This window comes from Pandoraea anhela, from assembly GCF_902459655.1.
Lineage (GTDB): Bacteria > Pseudomonadota > Gammaproteobacteria > Burkholderiales > Burkholderiaceae > Pandoraea > Pandoraea anhela.
Genome location: NZ_CABPSB010000009.1, coordinates 96844 through 113724, shown reverse-complemented (window position 1 = coordinate 113724; position 16881 = coordinate 96844). Strand labels below are relative to the sequence as shown.

Below are 16881 nucleotides of genomic sequence, written 5' to 3'. Positions count from 1 at the left end.
GTATCGCGTCGCTAGTTCGCCGCGAACCGGTCGGTCGCCTCGATCAGCCAATGCAGAATGGTCGGCTCGCTGAAGGCGTGGCCGGCATCGGGTGCCCAGTAGAAATCCGCCTCGGGCCACGCTTTGTGAAGATCCCACGCCGTTTTGGCAGGCGTCGCCATGTCGTAGCGGCCTTGCACGATCACGCCGGGCACGTCGCGCAACACGTGCGCGCCGCCGATCAGTTGGTTCGGCTTGAGGAAACCGTCGTGCACGAAATAATGGTTTTCGATGCGTGCGAATGCGATTGCATAGTGCGGGTCGCCGAACGCTTCGGCGAGCGGGTCGTCCGGCAGGAGCGTGATCGTGCCGCCCTCCCACATGCTCCATGCACGCGCCGCCTCGACGCGCACGGCCTCGTCGGGATGGGTGAGCCGCTTCCGATACGCACGCATCAGGTCGCCCCGCTCTTCGAGCGGGATCGGCGCGAGAAACTTCTCCCAGCGATCCGGGAACAGCCACGAAGCCCCCTTCTGGTAGTACCAATACAACTCTTCGCGCCGTACGGTGAAAATACCGCGCACCACCAGTTCGCTGACGCGATCGACATGCGCCTGCGCATAGGCCAGCGCGAGCGTGCTCCCCCACGAGCCACCGAAGACGAGCCAGCGCTCGTACCCGAACTTGCGGCGTAACGCTTCGATGTCGTCGACCAGATCCCACGTCGTGTTGTCGTCGAGACTAGCGTGCGGCAGCGAACGTCCGCAGCCGCGCTGGTCGAAAAGCGTAACGCAGTACTTCGCGGGATCGAACAGACGCCGGTGTTCCGGCGAGCATCCACCACCGGGCCCGCCGTGCAGAAATACCGCCGGCTTGCCGTTAGGATTGCCGCAACGCTCCCAATAGATGCGGTGTCCGCCGCCGACGTCTAACATGCCGCTCTCGAACGGCTCGATGGCCGGGTACAAGCCGCGCAGCGATGTCGGGAGGGTTTCGACGACCTTGCCAGGTCCGCGAGGCGGGCGCTGTGTTGCCTGCGGTATGGCTTGCGTTGGCATCGCCTCGGAGACCGTCTTGGGAACCTCGGGAATATCGGGTGACATCGGCATCCTCACGTGAACAATGATCGAAGCATGAACGCAGTGCGACACAACGCTCGCACGCAGCACGCCGACCGGCGGCACACCGTCGAGACGTCTAAACGGCGATATGACGTCACGGCGACGCGTCGTTGATTCGGGCGCGGATGAGTAGGACGAGGACCAATACGTCAAAGTTCAGTGTAGCGCGGTGCCTCAAACAAGACAAAGCGGCCCGAAAACAAAATGGGACGATGTCGCCATCGTCCCATGCGTCGCGTTGTGTTGCGATTCCCGCTTCACGTCGTATATGCAGTACATGCCGCACGTGCCGCGCGTGCGCCAGACGCCGGATTTGCCGCTCGCCGCACGACGGCTAACGACACGCCGGCATCAGACCTCCTCGTACAGCGGCAGCGTGAGGAAGTCGACGAAGTATTCGCTCGTGCTCATCTGCTCGAAAATCGCTGCAGCGCGATCGTACGTCGGCGCCATCTGCCCCACGAGTGCCTTGATGTTGGCCAACTCCTGAGGAATCAGCGCGCGCACCAACTCGGCTGTCACCTTGCGACCGTCTTCGAGCTTGCCCTTCGGCGAGCGAATCCATTGCCATACCTGCGAGCGCGAAATCTCGGCGGTGGCGGCGTCTTCCATCAGGTTGTGAATCGGCACGCATCCATTGCCTGCGAGCCATGCCCCCAGATAGTGAATGCCGACGTTGATGTTGTTACGCAGCCCGGCTTCGGTGATCGGCGCCTCGGGCTTGAACGCCAGCAGGTCGCCGCCTTCGACGCGCACGTCGTCGCGCTGCTTGTCGATCTGGTTCGGGCGCTCGCCCAGCACCTTCACGAACTCCTCCATCGCGACCGGCACGAGGCCGGGGTGCGCGACCCAGCCGCCGTCGTAACCGTCGGTCGCGTCACGCGCCTTGTCGCCACGAATGCCGGCCATCGCCTTCTCGTTCGCTTCCGGATCGCCCTTGATCGGAATCAACGCGCTCATGCCGCCGATGGCGGGTGCATTGCGACGATGGCACGTCTTGAGCAACAGCAACGCATATGCGCGCATGAACGGTACGGTCATGTTGATGCGGCTGCGGTCGGCCAGACAGAAATCGGCATCGACCTTGAACTTCTTGATGCACGAGAAGATGTAATCCCAACGACCAGCGTTCAGGCCGGCGCTATGCTCGCGCAGCTCGTACAGGATCTCGTCCATCTCAAAGGCGGCAAGGATGGTCTCGACGAGCACTGTCGCCTTGATCGTGCCCTGCGCTACGCCCAGTTCGTTCTGCGCGAGCACGAACACGTCGTTCCACAGACGCGCCTCGAGATGGCTCTCCAGCTTCGGCAGATAGTAATAGGGGCCGAAACCGCGCGCCAGCGACGCCCTGGCGTTATGGAAGAAGTGCAGACCGAAGTCGAACAGGCTGCCCGACACACGCACGCCGTCCACGCTCACGTGCTTCTCGTCGAGGTGCCAGCCGCGCGGGCGAACGATCAGCGTGGCGACCTTGTCGTTCAGTTGGTACTGTTTACCGTTCTGTTCGAGGGCGATGGTGCCGCGTACGGCGTCGTGCACGTTGATCTGGCCTTGCAACTGGTTATGCCAGCTCGGAGTGTTCGAGTCCTCGAAGTCGGTCATGTAGCTGTCCGCACCGGAGTTCAGCGCGTTGATGATCATCTTGCGCTCGACCGGTCCCGTGATTTCCACGCGGCGGCATTGCAGCGCCGCCGGCAGCGGTGCGATTCGCCAGTCGCCCTCGCGAATCGCCCGCGTCTCAGGCAGGAAATCGGGCACTTCACCGGCGTCGAGCCGGGCAACACGCGCCTCGCGGGCGGCGAGCAGCGTCTGACGTTGCGATTCGAACGCGCGATGCAGTCTGGCGACGAACGCCAGTGCCTCGGGGGTCAGGATCGCTTCGTATTCGGAACGGATATCGGTTGCGTCGACATGCAGTTGCATGCCGGGGGGCAGGCTCAAAGGCATCGGGGATCTCCAACAGCGCAATTTATGTAAGGAGGCACGCCGCAAGGGGGACATCAGGGGCTTTGCGCCGGGCCTTCCGCCTCGTCGGGCAGTCGGGCACGCACCTCCGTCAACGCCGCGAACCGTAGCGTCCGTCAGCATCGATCGTCGATTTTATTATTGAAGCCAATCATCATAAAGACGCATGAAAATCACTTTATCTATGACTTTTTAGTACATAATCCACGCCATGGACCGCTTCAAACAAATCGAAACGTTCGTCGCCGTGGCGGCCAGGGGAAGCCTCTCCGCCGCCGCGACGCTCGAGGGCGTGGCCCCGGCCGTCATCGGTCGGCGGATCGACGCCCTCGAATACCGTCTGGGCGTGAAATTGCTCGTTCGCACGACACGGCGCGTCACGCTCACGTTCGAGGGCGCCGCGTTCCTGGAGGACTGCCAACGCATTCTCAACGAGATGCACAACGCCGAAGCCGCCGTGTCGGCGGGCGGTGTCAAGGCGAGCGGTCATTTGCGCCTGTCGGCCCCTGCGGGGTTCGGCCGACGCCATGTCGCGCCCCTGCTGCCGCTCTTCATCGGGGCGCATCCGGACGTCACGGTCACGCTCGATCTCTCCGACCGGCTGGTGGATCTGGTGAACGAGGGCTTCGATTGCGCCATCCGCCTCGGCGAGTTGCCCGATTCCAGCCTCGTCTCGCTGCGCCTGGGCGACAACCGGCGCGTGTGCGTGGCGTCTCCCGCCTATCTCGCGTTGCACGGCCGCCCCGAGTCGCTGGACGCCCTGTCGCATCACAACTGCCTCGCGTTCGGCGCCACCGCCAACCAGCAGCGCGGCTGGACGTTCGCGCAGGACGGCAAAGTCGTCACCATCCGCGTGAACGGGACGATGGAATGCACCGACGGCGCCGTGCTGCACGATTGGTGTCTGGACGGCTACGGTCTTGCATGGCGATCATGGTGGGAGGTCGGCGAAGATATCCGGGCCGGCCGGCTCGAGACGGTGCTCGACGAATTCGCAGCGCCGCCCATCGGCATTCACGCCGTCTTCCCGCAGCGCCGCCATTTGCCGTTGCGCGTGCGCCTGTTCATCGACCACCTCAAGCATCACTACAGTAGTTCGGCCTACTGGCAAGACGAGCGGCCGCTCAGCAAACCGACAGCGAGTGAAATGCACCAGCGCAGCGCATGAGAACGGGCGACCCGCCGGACCACGAAGCGCGTCGATCCGGCGCCCCCCTATGCGGAACGTTTGACATGTCGTTCGCGTCTCAATAATCGACATCGCGCATGAGCACCGGGTTTGCCCCCGTTGCTGCGGCGCGCCAAAGCCATAGAATCGAAACGAAGGGTCCGCAATCGATGCGCAGGTGGCGTCGGCAATGGCTCGGTGGCGGACAGGGGCAAGACCGTAATACCTGCGCGAGCCTGTGAACGCGTGTTCAGCAACGCCAACTGCGGGAGGTCATATGTTGTTTACCCATATCCTCATTCCGACCGACGGCTCGGAGCTATCCGAAAAGGCCGTCACCGGCGGACTCGAACTGGCGCGAGCGCTCAACGCCAAAGTCACCGGCTATTGTTGTCTTGCCGAGTACCCTTACTCCCCTTTCAGCGAATACGTGCTCGAAGCGCCGGCCACTTTCAGTGAACGGATCGCCGAAGAGGCATGCGCACATCTGGATGAACTGGCGAAAGCCGCCGCCGCTGCGGGCGTGCCGTTCGCGCGCGACAGTTCGACATTCCCTGCGCCTTATCTGGGCATCATCGACGCGGCGCAACGCCACGGTTGCGACGTCATTCTGATGGCATCGCACGGCAGGCGCGGACTCACGAGTCTGCTGCTCGGCAGCGAGACGCAACGCGTGCTCGTGCACTCCAAGATTCCGGTACTCGTCTACCGTTGATGCGGTGCGGCGCGGGTATGTCGCTCGTGACACGCCCGCGCCATGAAAAAAGGCCCGTGAGCCGGATAAGCTCACGAGCCTCTTCTCGTCAGGCGTGCATTGCCACCCTAACCGCGACGGGAACGCCGTCAGAGTGTCCCCGGCCGGATAGGCCGGACGCGCAGTCACCACGCGACATCGCCGCGCCGATACCGATGCGCCCCCACGCGCATCGCGACCGGCGGGCGCGTCGCGCCCTCCCTCAGCCCGGTCAGGCTGCCTTGACCTGCGCCTTCTTTTCGTCGAAGAACTGTTCGTCCTCCGTCGAACCCTTGAGGGCCGTCGTCGATGCGTCGCGCTCGATCGTTTGCGTGACGGCATCGAAGTAGCCCGTACCTACCTCGCGCTGGTGCTTGACTGCCGTGAAGCCCTTGTCGGCAGCGGCGAATTCGGCTTCCTGCAACTCCACGAAGGCGCTCATCTGACGACGGGCGTAGCCGTGTGCCAGGTTGAACATCGAGTAGTTCAGGCTGTGGAAGCCGGCCAGCGTGATGAACTGGAACTTGTAGCCCATCGCGCCGAGTTCCTTCTGGAACTTGGCGATCGTGGCGTCGTCGAGGTTTTTCTTCCAGTTGAACGACGGCGAGCAATTGTACGAAAGCATCTTGCCCGGGAAGTGCTTGTGAATGCCCTCCGCGAATTGCTTGGCGAATTCGAGATCGGGCTTGCCCGTTTCGCACCACACCAGATCGGCGTAAGGCGCATAAGCGAGACCGCGAGCGATCGCCTGATCCAACCCGTTGCGCGTGCGGTAGAAACCTTCGACCGTGCGCTCGCCGGTGCAGAACGGCTGGTCGATCGGATCGACGTCGGCGGTGATCAGGTCGGCCGCTTCGGCATCGGTACGGGCGATCAGCACCGTCGGCACACCCAGCACGTCGGCGGCAAGACGCGCCGCCACCAGCTTCGCCACCGCTTCACGCGTCGGCACGAGCACCTTGCCGCCCATGTGGCCGCACTTCTTGACCGAAGCGAGCTGATCTTCGAAGTGCACGCCACCGGCCCCGGCTTCAATCATCGCCTTCATCAGTTCGAACGCGTTGAGCACGCCGCCGAAGCCGGCTTCCGCATCGGCCACGATCGGTGCGAAGTAGTCGATGTACCCTTCGTCGCCCGGATTCTTGCCTTCCGACCACTGGATCTGGTCCGCGCGCGTGAACGTGTTGTTGATGCGGCGCACGACCTGCGGCACCGAGTTCGCCGGGTAGAGCGACTGGTCAGGGTACATTTCGCCAGCGAGGTTGGCGTCGCCTGCGACTTGCCAGCCCGACAGGTAGATGGCCTTGAGGCCGGCCTTGACCTGCTGCATGGCCTGGTTCCCGGTCAGTGCGCCGAGGGCGTTCACGAACGGTTCGTCGTTGATCATGTGCCACAGACGCTCCGCGCCGCGGCGAGCCAGCGTTTGTTCCGGCTGGATCGAACCGCGCAGACGCACCACGTCCTCGGCCGAATAACCACGCTTGATACCCTTCCAGCGCGGGTTCGTCGCCCAGTCTTGTTCGAGTTGCTTCACTTGCTCTTGGCGCGTCGTCATGATGATCTCTCCTGGTTTCTCGATACAGATAAAAAGGGGTAACTTTTTGCTGCCTTGTGATCGCCGGCACTGCGGTTGACCGCTTTCGGCGTGTCCAGATCGGCAGGTCTTGTATAAGAGTTTAGGGATTTCTCACGCAACGCAACAGAACGAATCGCCGCTCAAACACAACTTTTTTATTTATTAAAATCAAATAGATAACAAAATAATTTCTTAATGCGAAACACTATTTTCCTTTCTGAAATCGATGTGTTGTGCCAAGCAGCGCAAATTTTTACGCACCGCAAAGACATTCCACATCATGAAAAAAGCCGATGACGCGGGTCATCGGCCTTGGGGGAAACGGGTTCACCCCTGACGGCATCGTCCGCCTGAGGCTTTCGGAAGCGCCGGGGGGCGACGCCCCCCCCTAAGACGCGGCCCGAGGGGCGGACGGGACGGCCTTGGGCGGCTTGCACACGAGCCAGACTGCCAACGCGATGAAACATCCGCCGAAGAAGTGCGCCATCGTGACGGCTTCGTTCAGGAACAATGCGCCCCACAGCACGCCGAAAGGCGGGATCAGGAAAGTAACGGTCAGCGAGCGCAACGGCCCCAGATCGGCGATCAGGCGGAAGAACAACACGTAGGCAACGGCGCTGCACAGAAAGCCGAGGGCCGCCATGGCCGCCCACACGCCGCCGGTCACAGGCCCGGGAATACCGGACGTCGCCGACACGTAGCCGAAGAACGGCAGCAGGACGATAGTCGCGCCCAACTGACTGCCGAACGCGACGAGCTTGGCATCGAGGCCACCGCGCTCGGTAATCCAGCGCTTCGTGAGATACCCCGCCAGGCCGTAGCAGGACGTGGCGACCAGACACGCCAGCGCGCCCATCACAACCGGCCCCGACATGGTGACCGGTCCGGTGCGCGTGAGTACGGCCACGCCGGTGAGGCCGAGCACCACACCCCAGCTCTTCGCACTGGTCAGACGCTCACGGAAGAACAGCGTGCCGATGACGACGCCCATCATCGGCGTGGTGGCATTGAGGATCGCGGAGTATCCGGCCGGCAGGACACGCGCGGCAAGGCAGTACATCACGAACGGAATGCCGGAGTTGATGACGCCGAGCAGCATCGACGCCCCCAGTAATCCTTTGAATTCCCAGCGAACGCGCAGTGCGAGCAGGATCACGGCCAGACCGACGGCGCCCAGCAGCACGCGGAAAAACGCCGTGGGCAACGGCCCGAGCGCGGGCACGATGATGCGCATGAAGAGAAAGCTCGCGCCCCAGATGGCGGAGAGCGCGAGCAAACGGGCGATATCGGATGAACGCATGATGAGACAGACGGCGCGAGTCACCGTCCGGAAAGAATCGGGATGCACGAATCGTCCCACATCGGCCGCGACGACGCTGGTCATAATCGGACATGGCGCCATTGGCTGGCGCGTCGCGTTACGCGCTGCGTTTCGTCGGCTGGTCAGGTGTGGCCGCCCGCCGATCGCCGTCGTCGAACCTTCACAAGCGCCCAGCGGCCAGCGCCCGCTCACGCCACGCTCGCGTCCCGCGCACGGCGATACGCCACCCAGTCGCCGCCGGAAATCTGCGGTAGCTGGCTCACGGCCGATTCGCTCACGGGATAGACGATGCACGCGTAGGCCGCACCATCGCACATCACGTCGCGCACCTCGCGAACGAACAACCCCGCTTCTCCCGGATAGACGGCCTCGATCTCGTCGAGCACCGGAATCAACGCCGGCGAAATACGGTAAATGTCGCCCGTGACACCTTCGGCCTGCCCCGCCTGGCGGGCATCGAGCACCATGCCCGGGTACTGACCGAAGTCGTAGAGCCGGCCGCCGAGCATGGACGTGCCCACATAGGCCGGCGCTGCAATACCGTGTCGCGCCGCCGCGCGCATCATGTCGTTGATCTCGCCCGCGCGCAGCGTGCCGTAGACAAAGACATGAACGGCAGCGTCATGCGAGTCATGCGCGTCATGCGTATCGGTAGCGCGGGAGGGGGGAAAGGCGTCGTGCACAGCGGTCGTCATGTCGGGGATTCCGAATCGAAAGTGACAGACAACGAGTTTACACTTACAAAAATCCTATTGTCGCGACCACGCCATGCCGAATCCTGCGCCCGAGCCGTCCGGTCCGAAGGCGGCCGAGCCGCCCGCCCACGTTCAGAGCGAGTTCGACGCCTACGTCGTTCCCGACACCTTCATGCCGACGCGAGCGCGTCCGGTACGCCTGCGCGCGCGGCCGTTGCGCGACGGTATCTGCGTACCGAGTCATCGCCATGCGTGGGCGCAGGTCGCTTATACGCCGCGAGGCGTCATTCAGATCGCCGTCGCAGACGCGGCATGGATCGTGCCGCCCTCGCGCGCGATCTGGATTCCGCCCGACACCGAGCACAGCCTGCGGGTCAACGAACCGTCCTATCTGCGCACCCTTTACGTCCATCCGGACGTCATTCCGTCCGGCCTCGATCACTGTCGTGTCGTGGAAGTCTCGCCCTTGCTGCGTGAACTGATCGCCGCCATCGACGTGCCGGCGTCGGACCTCGACGCGCCGCGCGAACAACTGCTCGGCGGTCTCATTCTGGACGAATTGCGCCGCGCCTCGCCGCTCCCGCTGGAAGTCCCGCTGCCGCGCGACAAGCGGTTACTGACGCTGTGCAACGCCATGCTCGACAACCCGGCGCGCGCATGGACGCTCGACCAGTGGGCGCGATACGCCGGCGCCAGCCCGCGGACCATCGGCCGCCTGTTCCGGCAGGAACTGAATATGAGTTTCGTGCAGTGGCGCCAGCAGGCCGTGCTCGCGCAGGCGATCCCGCTCGCGTCCAAAGGCTACCCGCTCGCCCGCATCGCGCGCGAACTCGGCTACCGGAGTCAGAGCGCGTTTTCCGCGATGTTCAAACGCACCTTCGGACGCACCCCGACCGACTTCTTCGCCACGCCGCCGGACATCACATCTGTCGGAACAGGTGAGCGTATTGGCGACTGACCGCCACGCGGTCCTTGCGGCGTTTGAGCTTGAGCGTCAGACGGCCGAGCGGCGTGTGCTGCGCACTCACGACCTCGCCCACGTTGACCACGGTGCTGCGATGCACCTGCCAGAAGCGCGACGGATCGAGCTGCGGCAATAGCTCACGCAGACTCGTGCGGATCAGCAGATCGCCGTCGGCGGTTGCGACCACGACGTACTTGTCCGCCGCTTCGAAAAAGCAGATCTCCTCGACGGGCACGATCCGGATCTCGTCGCGCACCGACGCACGCACGAATTGCAGATACTCCCGTGGTGCCTGCGACACGGACGATGGCCGTGTCGCGCGCGCCCCGCCCGGCCCGTTCCTCTCGTTCACGTCGTACGTTCCGTTCGTGCCATCGTGCGCATTTGCCGGCTGTGTTGGCTGCATCGGCTTCCTCGCACTCGTCTCACGCGGCACGGCCTCGAGATGCGTGCGCAACGTCGTGAGCAACTGCGCGAGCGTGTCACCCGTCGGCGCGGCCAGCCGGTCACGCACGCGCGCCACCGTACGCGCCAGACGCTCCGGCTCGACCGGCTTGAGCAGATAGTCGACGGCGGCGACATCGAAAGCGTCGATGGCGAAGCGGTCGAAAGCCGTCACGAACACGATCTGCGGCGGCCGGGTCAGCCGTGCACAGGCGCGGGCGACATCGATACCGGTCGCGCCCGGCATCGAGATGTCGAGAAACACGACATCCGGGTGCGATTGCGCGATGGCGGCAATCGCCGACGTGCCGTCGGGCGCGTCGGGCAGCACGTGTAACTCGGGCCACGCTTGCGCCAGCATGGCGCGCAGCGCATCGGCGAGCAACGGTTCGTCTTCGGCAATCAGGGCAACGGGGGATGTCATGCACTCCACTCTCTGCGACTAGAAACCTATGTGCCACTTGCGCTGCCGGACACTGCCACCGGCATGCGCAATGTTGCGACGACACCTCGCGGCACGCCTTCGCTGAGCGTGAGACGCGCCTCGTCGCCATAGAGCACCCGCAAGCGCTCCCGAATATTTGCCAGTCCCAGACCGGCCGCGCGCGTCGCATGCGGGTCGCGCCAACGACCTGACTGCGTTGCATCGCCCGCGGCAAAGCCGACGCCGTCGTCCGCGACGCGCAATACGACATGCGTCACGCCGGATGCCGCTCGCTCCAGCCGGGCGCTTACGCTCACCGTCGCGCCCGTGGCCGACGGTTCGACACCATGCTTGACGGCATTTTCGACCAGCGGCTGCACCAGCATCGGCGGCAACGTCACCGCGCGACACTCGTCCGGCAAATCGAATGCGTAACGCAAACGCTCGCCGAAACGTACCCCCTGAATCGCCAGCAGCATGTCGAGCAACGCGAATTCGTCGGCGAGCGTCGTCACATCGGCACGGGTCGCCGTGAGCGAAGCCCGCAAAAAGCGATTGAGATGACCGAGCAACGCGCGGGCCCGCGACGGGTCGCTCGCGATGAGCGAGTCGAGATTGGCGAGTACGTTGAAGAGAAAGTGCGGCTCCAGTTGCGCCTGGAGCGTCTGGAGTTGCGCAGACACCAGTTGCCGGTCCACGGCCGCCTGATGCAGTGCCTGCTGCAACGCCGCCTCCCGCAACTGCGCAATGCGCGCCCGGGACCAGCCGTGATAGCTCCCAATGGCCGTGGCGATCAGCGCGATCAACAGCACGAAGGGCAACGCGTGACCGTTCACGGGTCGCCACATCGACATCGGCAATCCCAGCAACGCCGTGCCCGTGGCAATCCCGAGCGCGAGCCCGGCGCCGCAGCCGAAAACGACGAGCAGCAGAAACCATGGCATCGACGGTCTGGCGTCTCGCCAGATCACCCGGCGGCCACCATCGATGATCAAGGCGATGGCGATACCGATGCACTGGCTGAAGACGAGGTTCTGCGTGAACGTGCCGCCGAAGCCGATCACCCAGAGCACGCCCGCCACCGCCGTGTTGAACAGCAGGATACCGGCCAGTTCCCGAAGCCCCCGATACCATAGGCCGTGCGGCGCCTTGCGGGCGCCCGCATGCACGGTCTGAGGGGATAGCGGTGATTTCATGGTCGACGTCATGGTGTTACGCCCTCTGCGCGGCTTGTCCCCGTTCGGCTCGGTTGCGTTCAGGCAAGCCGGCTCGGCCCGGACGGCGGCGCGCCAGGCGCGGCGCTTTGCCTGGGTACTGGTCTATGCGTTGGTTGTCATGCACCTGCCTGCTTGTCGCTCCTCTCTCCGTTCCCGCCATGCCTGCCGTCGCGGGAATCCAAATCCCGCGCCGTACGACTCGCGTCGGACGTTCCCGACGGCGTGCCATGTTGCCACATCTTCGCCATCGCAATACCGAGCGTCCTTCCCGGCATTGCGACAGCTGCCACGCCGGCGATGACGAGCCCTGCGTACAGGCCTGCCATCTGCCTGCGGTGCGCCCGCACGTTGCCCCGCCGAATCGCCAGCACGGCGAGCACGAGACTCACCAGTACGTAAGCCGAAAGCGCGTGGAGCCAGGAGAGATGTCCCTTCCCCAATTCGCGAATGCCGAAGCTCGTCGCTGCCGTCGCCACCATCGCGGCGGCCCAAAGCCGGCCGAACCACCGGTGCCTCGCGGTACCCTTGCGCGCCCACAGGACGCCACCGCCCACGATCACCGCCGCTAACGCAGCGCCCAGATGCACACCCACCATCGTCGTCATGATGCCCTCGTCTCGTCGTTCCTGGCATCACGATAAAAATCCGGCGTCCGGGAAGCACGCCGCGTGCGACGAACGGTCGGTGCGAGCCGCAGACGGTCGCCGCACGGCGCGAGCGGTCGCGGCCCAATCACCGCCCAATCTCCGCCAAATCTCTGCCCAATCTCCGCCCAATCTCCGCCCAATCGCGGCGGTCGCGAATTTTCGCCGAGGATTGTGACATAGCGATGCCGCGCCTGAAGCGGCGTCCCAAAACGCTCCATACGTGACACCCAACGTCACCCGGCGTCTCGAACCGTCCTGAAATGCGATGAAATGCTGCCCTGCCAAGGCCGACGCCGACGCCGATGAAAAAAATCCCCGCGCTCCTTGCGAAACGCGGGGATGATTCGGCCGTTCAGCCTGTCAGGCTTATTCGGCGGCGGCCTCGGTCGCCTTGCTCACCTGTGCGGCGGACTCGCCCTCGAAGGTGAAGCGTCCGTTGCGCCAATCGACCGGGATCGTGTCCTTCGGCCCGAACTTGCCGGCGAGGACCAGCTTGGCGACCGGGTTCTCGATCTCCTGCTGGATCGCCCGCTTGAGCGGACGCGCCCCGAACACCGGGTCGAAGCCCTCGCGCGCCACATGCGTGAGCGCCGCGTCGGTGACTTCGAGGTTCATGTCGAGCTTCGCCAGACGCCGACGCAGAATCTCGATCTGGATCGTGGCGATCGACTCGATGTGCTTCTGGTCGAGGCCGTGGAACACCACGACTTCGTCGATCCGGTTCAGGAACTCGGGGCGGAAGTGGTCCTTGATCTCCGTCCACACGGCGTCCTTGATCCGTTCCTGCGGCTCGCCGACCATCGACTGAATCATCGACGACCCGAGGTTCGACGTCATCACGATCACCGTGTTCTTGAAGTCCACGGTGCGCCCCTGGCCGTCGGTCATCCGACCATCGTCCAGCACTTGCAGCAGCACGTTGAACACATCCGGGTGCGCCTTCTCGACTTCGTCGAGCAAGATCACGCTGTACGGCTTGCGACGCACGGCCTCGGTGAGATAACCGCCCTCCTCATAACCGACGTAGCCCGGCGGCGCACCGATCAGACGCGCCACGCTGTGCTTCTCCATGAACTCGCTCATGTCGATGCGGATGAGGTGATCTTCCGAGTCGAACAGGAACATCGCGAGCGCCTTGCACAGCTCGGTCTTGCCCACGCCGGTCGGCCCGAGGAACAGGAACGAACCATACGGACGGTTCGGATCCGACAACCCGGCGCGCGAACGACGGATGGCGTCGGCCACGGCAGTAATCGCCTCGTCCTGCCCGACCACCCGCTCGTGGAGCTTCGCTTCCATATTGAGCAGCTTCTCTCGCTCGCCCTGCATCATCTTCGACACGGGAATGCCCGTGGCGCGCGAGACGACTTCGGCGATCTCTTCCGTACCCACCTGGGTGCGCAACAGACGCGGCTGCGATTGCTGGCCCGCCGCCTCGGCGGCGTCGGCATCCTTCAACTGCGCTTCGAGTTGCGGCAGCTTGCCGTATTGCAACTCGGCGACCTTGTCGAGCTTGCCTTCGCGTTGCAGCTTCGCAATCTCGGCACGCACACGATCGATCTCTTCCTTGACCTGCGCACTCCCCTGGACGGCGGCCTTCTCGGCTGTCCACACTTCCTCGAGATCGGCGTACTCGCGCTCCAGACGGGAAATTTCTTCCTCGATCAGCGCCAGACGCTTCTGCGATGCTTCGTCCGTTTCCTTCTTGACGGCTTCGCGCTCGATCTTCAACTGGATGAGACGACGATCAAGCTTGTCCATCACTTCCGGCTTCGAGTCGATTTCCATCTTGATCTTCGACGCCGCCTCATCGATCAGGTCGATGGCCTTGTCCGGCAGGAAGCGATCGGTGATGTAGCGCTGGCTGAGTTCCGCCGCCGCCACGATCGCCGGGTCGGTGATCTCCACGCCGTGGTGCAGTTCGTACTTCTCCTGCAAGCCGCGCAGAATGGCGATGGTCGCCTCCACGCTGGGCTCTTCGACGAGCACCTTCTGGAAACGGCGCTCCAGGGCCGCGTCTTTCTCGATGTACTTGCGATACTCGTCCAGCGTCGTCGCGCCGATGCAATGCAGCTCGCCGCGCGCAAGGGCCGGCTTGAGCATGTTGCCCGCGTCCATCGCACCTTCGGCCTTGCCCGCCCCGACCATCGTATGGATTTCGTCGATGAACAGGATCGTTCGGCCTTCGTCCTTGGCGATATCGCTCAGCACGCTCTTCAGGCGCTCTTCGAATTCGCCGCGGAACTTCGCACCGGCCAGCAACCCGGCCATGTCGAGTGCAAGCACGCGCTTGTTCTTGAGCGATTCCGGCACTTCGCCGTTGACGATACGCTGCGCGAGACCTTCCACAATGGCGGTCTTGCCCACGCCCGGCTCACCGATGAGTACCGGGTTGTTCTTCGTACGGCGTTGCAGGATCTGAATCGTGCGACGAATTTCGTCGTCGCGACCGATCACGGGATCGAGCTTGCCTGCGGCGGCACGCTCGGTCAGGTCGAGCGTGTATTTCTTGAGGGCTTCGCGCTGACTTTCGGCATCCTGACTATCGACGGAAGCGCCACCGCGCACGCCTTCGATGGCGGCTTCCAGCGCTTTACGGGTCAGGCCGCGAGCGCGGGCGAGCTTGCCCGTATCGCCCTTGTCGTCGGCAAGGGCGAGCAGGAACATTTCGCTGGCGATGTAGCTGTCGCCATGCTTCTGCGCTTCCTTGTCGGCTTGATTGAGCAGGCCCGCGAGTTCGCGGCCGACCTGCACGTTGCCGTCGGTGCCCTGCACCTGCGGCAGCTTCGCAATCGCCGTCTCGATGTCGTGCGCCAGCGGTTGCACCTGCACGCCTGCGCGTTGCAGCAGCGAGCGCGCCGCACCCTCGGGTTGGGCGATCAGCGCGGCGAGGAGGTGCAGCGGTTCGATATATTGCTGGTCGCGACCGACTGCCATGCTTTGGGCATCAGCCAGCGCTTCCAGGAACTGCGTGGTGAATTTGTCTTGTCGCATCTAGTGCTCCGGTAAGAAGTCTTTCTGGATCGGATGTGCGGACAATCCCCTGTGGTTTCAAGGGGCATTACAGCGCGACATTTGACATTTCGCGCAACACCGGCCGGGCCGGCGTCAGAGCTTGCTGTCAGCGCTTGCTACGAGGGGGTGGGCGACACCTGGGGGCGTTGGGATAACCGCAGGACACGCCCGGGTTTGAAGCTCATAATAGCGATTTTCATCACGCCGCACCATGCGTCGCTCCGACGCCGGAAAGCCCGGAATCCCGTCATTGCGGCCTCGGTTGCCCGCCGACATGCCCACCCGCCCCTCGCCAAGCGCCCACCCAACCCGCCCCGATTCGATCGATTCCGCCCTGGTCGACTGGCCTGAGACACCCCTCGCGAGAATCGACGAAGACGCGGTGCGCCTGCTCGTACACACGTTCTACGGCCGTATCCGCGACGACGACCTGCTCGGCCCGGTGTTCCGGCAAGCGCTCGAAGGCCGTTGGGACATGCATCTGGAAAAAATGGTGGCGTTCTGGTCCAGCATCGTGCTCGGCGCCAAACGTTACCGCGGCAATGTGACGCAGGCGCATCAGCCCTTCGGGCACCTCAGCGGCGAACACTTCAGCCGCTGGCTCGCCCTTTTCTTCGACACGCTCGACAATCTCTTCGAGCCGCAGGCCGCCTTTGCCTTCGCGGAACCGGCGATCCGCATCGCGGAAAGCCTGCAACTGAACCTGTTCGGATGGGAATACACGCTGCCGCCGGCGCAACGGGCGCTGCTCGACCGTATCAAGCAGCGACGGCCATCGCGGCCGCATGAGTGAACTTCGGCACAAAGGCCCGTGTCAGGACGTCTCGCCGCGCCCCCAGCGCTCACGCGCCGCAGTATCGGTCTCGCGGGCGTCGACCCAGCGCTCGCCCTGGGGTGTGGATTCCTTCTTCCAGAACGGCGCCTCGGTCTTGAGGAAGTCCATGATGAACTCGCACGCTGCGAACGCATCGCCCCGATGCGCCGACGTGACAGCCACCAGCACGATCTGATCGCCGGGGCCCAGTTCGCCGTACCGGTGAATCACCAGTGCATCGAACAGGCGCCAGCGCTCGCGCGCCTGCATGACGATCGTCTCCAACGCCTTTTCCGTCATGCCCGGGTAGTGCTCGAGCGTCATGCGCGAAACGTCCTTGCCGTCGTTCAGGTCGCGCACGGTGCCTACGAAGGTCGCGACGGCCCCCACGCGCAGGTCGTTCGCGCGCAGGCGTCGCACTTCGTCCGACAAGTCGAAATCTTGGGTTTGTACACGAATCGGCATGTTGTCTCGTTTCCTTGTCTGTCGCTTGCGGACGTCAGCGGCGCAGGCCGCTCAGCCGCCCGTGACCGGCGGAAAGAACGCCACTTCGCAGCCTTCGGTCAGACGGGTCGACGCAGGCACCATCGTATGGTTCAGCGCCATGCGCAGCGGGCGCTGCGGCCCGAGCGTCTCGGCCCAGACCGGCCCACGCGTGCATAGCCATTCGCGCACGTCTCCCACCGTGGCAATCCCGGCGGGCACGGTATCCACATGCTCTTCAGCGACATTCAGCGCCTCGCGGACACTGGCGAAAAAGCGAAGATCGATCTGCATAGTCTGTCCGGTGCGCCACCC

15 protein-coding genes are annotated in these 16881 nt (G+C 64.0%); 4 read left to right on the top strand and 11 right to left on the bottom strand.

From position 1 onward, the window contains the following. Positions 1-11: 11 nt before the first annotated feature. Entirely contained in the window at positions 12-947 is a 936-nt protein-coding gene (pip, locus tag PAN31108_RS14265) for a prolyl aminopeptidase (protein ID WP_150669550.1), read from the bottom strand. Positions 948-1451: 504 nt separating this feature from the next. Continuing rightward, the gene (gene aceB / locus PAN31108_RS14260) at positions 1452-3047 is read right to left on the bottom strand and encodes a malate synthase A (protein ID WP_150669482.1); all 1596 of its coding nucleotides are present in this window, start codon (positions 3045-3047) and stop codon (positions 1452-1454) included. Between the two features lie 229 nt (positions 3048-3276). Here aceB and PAN31108_RS14255 point away from each other — a divergent pair, with 229 nt between their 5' ends. Both PAN31108_RS14255 and PAN31108_RS14250 read left to right on the top strand, forming a co-directional pair. Continuing rightward, positions 3277-4233 (top strand): LysR family transcriptional regulator, encoded by a 957-nt coding sequence (locus PAN31108_RS14255; protein WP_150669481.1) that lies wholly within the window; start codon positions 3277-3279, stop codon positions 4231-4233. Positions 4234-4513: 280 nt separating this feature from the next. Beyond that, the gene (locus tag PAN31108_RS14250) at positions 4514-4948 is read left to right on the top strand and encodes a universal stress protein (protein ID WP_174994991.1); all 435 of its coding nucleotides are present in this window, start codon (positions 4514-4516) and stop codon (positions 4946-4948) included. Between the two features lie 250 nt (positions 4949-5198). Here the strand turns inward: PAN31108_RS14250 and aceA are convergent, their stop codons facing one another. From aceA to PAN31108_RS14235, 3 genes are all read right to left on the bottom strand, one after another. Next, the gene (aceA, locus tag PAN31108_RS14245) at positions 5199-6521 is read right to left on the bottom strand and encodes an isocitrate lyase (protein WP_150669479.1); all 1323 of its coding nucleotides are present in this window, start codon (positions 6519-6521) and stop codon (positions 5199-5201) included. Positions 6522-6930: 409 nt separating this feature from the next. Further along, complete coding sequence (locus tag PAN31108_RS14240; protein ID WP_150669478.1) at positions 6931-7842, bottom strand: DMT family transporter; 912 nt, start codon at positions 7840-7842, stop codon at positions 6931-6933. A gap of 209 nt (positions 7843-8051) precedes the next feature. Continuing rightward, complete coding sequence (locus tag PAN31108_RS14235; protein ID WP_150669477.1) at positions 8052-8558, bottom strand: gamma-glutamylcyclotransferase family protein; 507 nt, start codon at positions 8556-8558, stop codon at positions 8052-8054. A 73-nt stretch (positions 8559-8631) separates the two neighbouring features. Here PAN31108_RS14235 and PAN31108_RS14230 point away from each other — a divergent pair, with 73 nt between their 5' ends. Next, positions 8632-9516 carry an AraC family transcriptional regulator gene (locus tag PAN31108_RS14230; protein ID WP_150669476.1) on the top strand — a complete coding sequence of 295 codons (885 nt, stop codon included), beginning with the start codon at positions 8632-8634 and terminating at the stop codon, positions 9514-9516. On the opposite strand, the gene PAN31108_RS14225 is transcribed toward PAN31108_RS14230, so the two are convergent. The 4 genes from PAN31108_RS14225 to clpB form a co-directional block, all read right to left on the bottom strand. Then, positions 9479-10390 (bottom strand): LytR/AlgR family response regulator transcription factor, encoded by a 912-nt coding sequence (locus PAN31108_RS14225; RefSeq protein WP_150669475.1) that lies wholly within the window; start codon positions 10388-10390, stop codon positions 9479-9481. The two genes, PAN31108_RS14230 and PAN31108_RS14225, sit on opposite strands and share 38 nt — an antisense overlap. Before the next feature lie 26 nt (positions 10391-10416). Further along, on the bottom strand, positions 10417-11598 hold the full coding sequence (locus PAN31108_RS14220; RefSeq protein ID WP_150669474.1) for a sensor histidine kinase: 1182 nt from the start codon (positions 11596-11598) through the stop codon (positions 10417-10419). Between the two features lie 125 nt (positions 11599-11723). Further along, positions 11724-12212, bottom strand: coding sequence for a DUF2306 domain-containing protein (locus PAN31108_RS14215; protein WP_150669473.1), 489 nt, complete (start codon positions 12210-12212; stop codon positions 11724-11726). A gap of 408 nt (positions 12213-12620) precedes the next feature. Continuing rightward, positions 12621-15248: an ATP-dependent chaperone ClpB gene (gene clpB, locus PAN31108_RS14210; RefSeq protein WP_150669472.1), complete on the bottom strand. Its 2628-nt coding sequence runs from the start codon at positions 15246-15248 to the stop codon at positions 12621-12623. A gap of 295 nt (positions 15249-15543) precedes the next feature. Here clpB and PAN31108_RS14205 point away from each other — a divergent pair, with 295 nt between their 5' ends. Beyond that, a complete protein-coding gene (locus tag PAN31108_RS14205; protein WP_246183957.1) occupies positions 15544-16062 on the top strand; it encodes a group III truncated hemoglobin in 519 nt (172 codons plus the stop codon). A 21-nt stretch (positions 16063-16083) separates the two neighbouring features. Here PAN31108_RS14205 and moaE read toward each other — a convergent pair whose 3' ends face one another. Both moaE and moaD read right to left on the bottom strand, forming a co-directional pair. Then, the gene (moaE, locus tag PAN31108_RS14200; RefSeq protein WP_150669471.1) at positions 16084-16548 is read right to left on the bottom strand and encodes a molybdopterin synthase catalytic subunit MoaE; all 465 of its coding nucleotides are present in this window, start codon (positions 16546-16548) and stop codon (positions 16084-16086) included. Positions 16549-16599: 51 nt separating this feature from the next. After that, on the bottom strand, positions 16600-16860 hold the full coding sequence (gene moaD, locus PAN31108_RS14195) for a molybdopterin converting factor subunit 1 (protein WP_150669470.1): 261 nt from the start codon (positions 16858-16860) through the stop codon (positions 16600-16602). Positions 16861-16881: the final 21 nt, after the last annotated feature.